This is a genomic window from Caulobacter sp. (assembly GCF_049283275.1).
GTDB lineage: Bacteria > Pseudomonadota > Alphaproteobacteria > Caulobacterales > Caulobacteraceae > Caulobacter.
Window position 1 is genome coordinate 1 of record NZ_JBAPVS010000345.1, and the last position, 6,148, is coordinate 6,148.

At 69.6% G+C, this 6,148-nt stretch carries 7 protein-coding genes; 5 read left to right on the plus strand and 2 right to left on the minus strand.

Annotated elements, in window-relative coordinates:
- Window positions 1-983: M56 family metallopeptidase (locus WAL33_RS19620; RefSeq protein ID WP_422183462.1), on the minus strand; the 983-nt coding region annotated here is incomplete at its 3' end.
- The gene (locus WAL33_RS19625) at window positions 980-1,366 is read right to left on the minus strand and encodes a BlaI/MecI/CopY family transcriptional regulator (protein WP_422183463.1); all 387 of its coding nucleotides are present in this window, start codon (window positions 1,364-1,366) and stop codon (window positions 980-982) included. The genes WAL33_RS19625 and WAL33_RS19620, both read right to left, overlap by 4 nt.
- 160 nt (window positions 1,367-1,526) lie before the next feature.
- On the opposite strand from WAL33_RS19625, the gene WAL33_RS19630 reads away from it, so the two are divergent.
- The 5 genes from WAL33_RS19630 to WAL33_RS19650 all read left to right on the plus strand — a co-directional run.
- Window positions 1,527-2,213 (plus strand): AcvB/VirJ family lysyl-phosphatidylglycerol hydrolase, encoded by a 687-nt coding sequence (locus tag WAL33_RS19630; protein WP_422183464.1) that lies wholly within the window; start codon window positions 1,527-1,529, stop codon window positions 2,211-2,213.
- 125 nt (window positions 2,214-2,338) lie between these two features.
- The gene (otsB, locus tag WAL33_RS19635) at window positions 2,339-3,127 is read left to right on the plus strand and encodes a trehalose-phosphatase (protein WP_422183466.1); all 789 of its coding nucleotides are present in this window, start codon (window positions 2,339-2,341) and stop codon (window positions 3,125-3,127) included.
- Window positions 3,124-4,566, plus strand: coding sequence for an alpha,alpha-trehalose-phosphate synthase (UDP-forming) (locus WAL33_RS19640; protein WP_422183468.1), 1,443 nt, complete (start codon window positions 3,124-3,126; stop codon window positions 4,564-4,566). The genes otsB and WAL33_RS19640 overlap by 4 nt, the downstream gene beginning before the upstream one ends.
- Before the next feature lie 2 nt (window positions 4,567-4,568).
- Window positions 4,569-5,423, plus strand: coding sequence for a Ku protein (locus tag WAL33_RS19645; protein ID WP_422183470.1), 855 nt, complete (start codon window positions 4,569-4,571; stop codon window positions 5,421-5,423).
- An 82-nt stretch (window positions 5,424-5,505) separates the two neighbouring features.
- The coding region (locus WAL33_RS19650) for an alpha/beta fold hydrolase (protein ID WP_422183472.1) at window positions 5,506-6,148 on the plus strand (643 nt) is incomplete at its 3' end.

Here is a 6,148-nt window from a genome sequence, read left to right on the forward strand (position 1 = left end):
ATCCAGTCCTGGCGGGTGATCGCCAGAGCGGCCAGCGGCGTGGCGACGGCGGCCAGGGCGGCGACGGTCAGGGCCACCGTCAGGGGGCGGCGGCGAGCGGAGGTGTTCGTCATGATGCAGGCGATCCTCGTCTTCAGCGTTCGGGCGTCGGCGGCCATAGCGGTCGCGGCGATGCGGAGGGGATGGCGCGGAGGGATGGGCTGGGCGGCCAGGCTGACCAGGGTCTTGGCGTAGAGGGTGCGATCGACGGTCTCGAGGGCGAGGGCGTCGGCGGCCTCTTCCGAGCGCTCGGCCAGGGCGGCGTGAAGGCGCCAGACCAGCGGATTGAACCAGAACATCGCCAGGGCCAGCCGGGACAGCACCAGGAAGATCCAGTCCTGACGCCGCAGGTGGGCCATTTCGTGGGCCAGGACGGCAGGGGCGGCCCGAGGCTCGGCCAGGCTGGCCGGGTCGAGGAGGACGAAGCCCGGCGGGACGCCCCAGCTGAGCGGGCCGGCGATCCGGTCGCTGCACACCAGGCCGGGGCGGTCTTCCGGTGACAGGGTTTTCAGCGGCGCCAGCCAGTCGGGGCAGTCCACCGCGCGTCCCCGGCGGGTCCAGCGGTTCAGGATGTGCAGCCCCACCAGCAGCCGGCCGACGACGGCGGCGAAGCCCAGCAGCCACAGGCCGCCGACCAGGTCGGGCGTCAGGTTGAGCGAAGGCCAGGCCTGCAAGCCCGACGCCGCCAGGCTCGCGACGGCGGCGGGCGCGTCCGGTGAAGCCACGGCGAGCGGCGCGACGGGCGCCGACGCGGGCAACAGGGCCAGGTTCATCGCCGGCAGCCTGTTCATGATGACCGGCAAGGCCAGCAGCAGGCAGACCGTGGCGCGCAGGATGTCGACCCGCTCGATCGGGCGCCGGGTCAGGAACCGGGCGCAGGCCAAGCCGGCGCCGGCGACGAGGCTGGACTTGACCAGCAGGGACAGGAGCAGGGCCCAGGTCATGGCTTGCGCGCCCCGGCCCCGGTCACGGCTTTGTCGATGGCCTGCTCCAGGGCGGCTGCCTCCTCAGGGGTCAGGCGCTGGCCAAGGCCCAGCAGGGCGGTGGCGGCGCTGGCCGCCGAGCCGGCGAAGAAGGTGTCGATCATCCGTTTCAGGGCGCCGGCCGCCACCGTCTCCGTCCGCTGGACGGGGCTGTACAGAAAGCCGTCTGGCCCGGCCGTGCGCTCGACCAGGCCCTTGGCCTCAAGGCGCGAGAGCATGGTGCGCACGGCCGAGTCGCTGAGCGGATCGGACAGGGCGCCGCGGACGCCGGCGGCCGTGCCGGTTTCCAGGCGGCACAGGGTCTCGAAGACTTCACGTTCGCGTCGGGGCAGGGATTCGATCACGGCGGCCTCGCGATGGAAGGTGGCGCTACAGGTGTAGCGTTACATGTGTAGTGAGGGAGGCGAAGTGAATTCGCCGTAATCTGGGGCTTCTCCACGCGCCGCCGTCGGACCGCCCCACGTTCGCCCCGCCAAAGCCAAGATCCGGCGCGATGGCTGGACCATGAGCCCGCGCGCCCGCCTGCTGACCCTCGTCGCCGTCCTCGGCCTGGCCTTCGCCGGGCTCACCCAGGCCTCGGTCGCGCCGCGCCTGATCGAGACGCCGACCGCCGCGCCCGGCGACGCCCTGGCCGTGCTCTATTCCGGCGACGGCGGTTGGGGCCCGCTGGATCGCGGCGTCGCCAAGGTGCTGGCCCGCGACGGGATCCCCGTGCTGGGCGTCAACTCGCTGCGCTATTTCCTGAACAGGCGCCCCGCCCAGGCCGTGGCGGACGACCTGGCCGAGCAGCTGCGGCGCCATCAGGCGCGGTGGGGCCGCCAGAAGATCGTGCTGGTCGGCTATTCGTTCGGAGCCGACGCCCTGCCGGCCATCGTGCCGCTGCTGCCCGCCGACCTGCGCGGCCAGATCCGGAGCGTGGTGCTGATCGGCGTTGGTCCCATCGGCGACTTGGCCTTCCATCCCGCCAGCTGGCTGAACCGGCCCGCGGCCGACTCCTTTCCCGTGGCTCCGGCGGTCGAGGCGTTGAAGGGGCTGCCGATGACCTGCATCTACGGCGACAAGGAGCGGCTGGACATCTGTCCCAGGCTGCCGGCGACCACGATCCGCCAGGTCAGGCTGGCTGGCGGCCACCATTTCGACGGCGACTATGCGGGACTGGGCGAGGCGGTGCTGAAGGCCGCCACGCTCTAGGTCACCGGCGCCCGCGCACATCCGCGTGAGCACATCGTGACGGAGCCATGCCGCATCGCCGGGGATCGAAACCCCGCCAACGCGCGTTTCTAAGGCCTGTAGACATCGGAGAGGGCCTTCTTGCCATGACCGCGTTCGGGTCAGTCGTTCGGCATGCGCCGAGCGAATTGCCGCCACCCCCAGTCGCCTTGCCGCATCACGCGGCGTTGTTTCTCGATCTTGACGGAACCCTGGCCCCGATCATGCCCCGACCTGACCAGGTCGGGCCCGATGCGCGCCGCGCGGCGCTGCTCGACGATCTGACGCGGGCGTTGGGCGGTCGGCTGGCGGTGGTTAGCGGACGTGCGCTGGAAGACCTGGATCGCATCCTGGAAGGGCGCGTGATCTCGATCGCCGCCGTGCACGGCCTGGTGCGTCGCGGCGCCCATGGCGTCGACAGCGCCAAGCCCCATCCTGACCTCGACCACGCCCGCGAGGTGCTGCGCGATCTGGCGCGCAGCGACAAGGGCCTGCTGTTCGAGGACAAGACCCTCAGCGTGGCTCTGCACTATCGCAACGTGCCCTCGGCCGCCGAGGCGGTGATCGAGGCGGCCGAGCGCTTGGCCCAGGGTTCGCAACTGGTGCTGCAACTTGGCGACATGGTGGCCGAACTGCGCACGCCGGGCCAGGACAAGGGCCGGTCGGTTTCGGCCTTCCTGCGCGAGGCGCCCTTCGACGGCGCCACTCCCGTGTTCATCGGCGACGACCTGACCGACGAGGACGGCTTCGCCGCCGCCGTCCGTCTGGGCGGCTACGGCGTGCTGGTCGGTCCCGAGCGTCCTACCCAGGCGGCCTATCGCCTCAACGACTGCGACGCCGTCCTGGACTGGCTCAACAGCGGCGTGAAGGCCCTGGGCGGGAGGACCGCCGCATGAGCCGCCTGATAGTCGTCTCCAACCGGGTCAACCCGCCGACGGGCAAGGGCGAGGAGAGCGTCGGCGGCCTGGCCATGGCCCTGGCCGCGGCTCTGCGCGAATATTCCGGCATCTGGTTCGGCTGGAGCGGCAAGACCACCCTCGAGTTCACCGGCCAGCTGAACGTCCAGAAGGCCGACGGCGTCACGGTCGCGACCGTCGATCTGGAGGAGGGGGACTACCAGGAATATTACAACGGCTACGCCAACAAGACCCTGTGGCCGCTGTTTCACTATCGCGTCGATCTGACCGCCTATGACCGTTCGTTCGGCGAGGGCTATGACCGGGTCAACAAGCGGTTCGCCGAGACCCTTTTGCCGTTGATCGAGCCGGACGACGTGATCTGGGTGCACGACTACCACCTGATCCCGATGGCGCGGGAGCTGCGGCGGCTGGGCGTGACCAACCGCATCGGCTTCTTCCTGCACATCCCCTGGCCGGCCCACCAGCTGGTCGTGACCCTGCCGCGCCACCGGCCGCTGGTCGAGGCGATGTTCCACTACGACCTGATCGGTTTCCAGACCGAGGAAAGCGTCCAGGCCTTCGAGGGCTATGTGTTCAACGAGGTGGGAGGCGAGCGGACCGAAGACGGCCGGCTGAGCGCCTTCGGCCTCACGACCCAGGCGGGCGCCTTCCCGATCGGCATCGACGCCGAGGACTTCGCCCGCATCAAGGACAGCCCGCGCGCCCTGCGCGTCTACGATCGGCTGATGGCCCACAGCGTGTTCCGCAAGATGGTCGTCGGCGTCGACCGCCTCGACTATTCCAAGGGGCTGGAGGAACGGCTGATCGGCTTCGAGAAGTTCCTGCGCGACAATCCCGACGCTCGCCGCGAGGTGCTGCTGCTGCAGATCGCCCCGTTGTCGCGCGACGAGGTCGAGGCCTATCAGGACCTGCGCGCGCGCCTGGACGGCCTGATCGGCCGGATCAACGGCGCCTATGCCGACATGGACTACAACCCCATCCGCTACCTCAATCGCAGCTATCGTCGCGACGAGCTGGCCGGGGTCTATCGCGCTTCCAAGGCCGCGCTGGTCACGCCTCTGCGCGACGGCATGAACCTGGTGGCCAAGGAATATATCGCCTCCCAGACGCCCGAGGACCCGGGCGTGCTGATCCTGTCGCGCTTCGCCGGCGCCGCGCGGCAGCTGAAGGAGGCGCTGATCATCAATCCCAACAGCCCCGAAGAGATTTCTGACGCCCTGACCCGGGCCCTGAACATGGACCTGGGCGAGCGCAAGCGGCGGTTCGAGAGCCTGATCGACAACGTCACCCGTCAGGACGTCACCGCCTGGCGCGACGACTTCGTGGCCCAGCTGCGCGAGCCGACCCCCGCCCTTCAACAGCCCGTTCACAAGGTTGCTCCAGCGCTGACCGTGCGAGCCGGGGGAAGGAGCTAGCCATGGCCGCGCGTCCCACCTGGCAAGGCCATCTGCGCCTGTCGCTCGTCACCTGTCCGGTGGCGATGTACACGGCCGTCAGCCCCGGCGGCGAGGTGCGGTTCAACCTGCTGCACCCCAAGACCCACAACCGCATCAAGATGATCGCCACCGACCCTGACCTGGGGCCGGTCGATCGCGCCGACCTGGTCAAGGGCTATGAGTACGAGAAGGACCACTATGTGATCCTGACGCCGGAGGAGATCGAGAGCGTGCGGCTGGAAAGCACCCGCACCATCGACATCGAGCGGTTCGTCGACGCCGACGACATCGACCGGCTCTACTGGGACAACCCCTATTTCCTGGTGCCCGACGGCAAGCTGGCGGTCGACGCCTACACGGTGATCCGCGACGCCATGGCCGGGGCGGGCAAGATCGCCCTGGGCCGGGTGGTCATGCACACCCGCGAGCGGTTGCTGGCCATCGAGCCGCGCGACAACGGCCTGATCGCCTACACCCTGCGCAGCCACGACGAGGTGCGCGACGCGGCCGAACTGTTCGACGACATCCCCGACCGCAAGGCCGACCCCCAGATGGTGGCCATCGCCGAAAAGATCATCGAGCAACAGGAAGGCCCGTTCGATCCCAGCCAGTTCAAGGACCGCTACGAGGACGCGCTGCGGGCCCTGATCAGGCAGAAGGAAAAGGGCGGCAAGGCCAAGGTGACGGTCGAGGAGCCGGACACCACCAATGTCGTCGACCTGATGGAAGCGCTGCGCAAGAGCCTGGGCCAGAAGCCGGGGGCCGCCAAGCCGGGGGCGAAGAAGGCCGCCAAGGCTCCGGCCAAGAAGGCCGCGCCGCGCAAGAAGGCGTCCTAGTCACTTTCCGCTTGTCATTCCAGGCGTGTGGCGGAGGGTGGTCGAGTCCCGGTTCGGCCGGGACGGCGATCGTTGAGTCCGAATGAAATTCATCCGCGTCGTGCTGGCGTCCTTCCTGTTGTCTGGCTGCGCAAGCCTGGGCGGCGCTCCGATGATGCCGCCGACAGGCCATCTGGAATGCCTAGGCGTCCCCAGCGGACGTCCCACCGTGATCCTTGAGGCCGGCGCGTTCGGCGGGGCGGCCGATTGGTCGCTGGTGGCCGAGCAATTGGCCAAGACCGGCAAGGTCTGCGCCTATGACCGCGACGGCATGGGGATGGCGGCGATCCATGATCTGGACCGCTCGCCCGTCGCCATCGCCACGCGGCTGGAGGCGCTGGTGGCTCTGGAGGAGGGCGACGCGCCGGTCGTCCTGGCCGGGCATTCGAACGGCGGGCTCTATGTCGAGGCGTTCGCGCGGCTTTGGCCCGAGCGCACGGCGGGGCTGGTACTGGTCGACGCGGTCGGAACCGACGTCAAGGACCATCCGCGGGCCTTGGCTGATCTGAAGCATGAGGCGCGCCTAGCGGTCTTCACGCCCGCCGCGCGGGCGTTCGGCCTGACCCATCTCGTTCCGCTGATGGACGACATCTCGCCGGCGGCCGAGGCGGCGGCCCGCCGGCGGTCGGCCTGGGCGGGGCGGACCAGCGTCCAGGCGGCAACGCAAGAGGTGCGGGCCTTCCTGC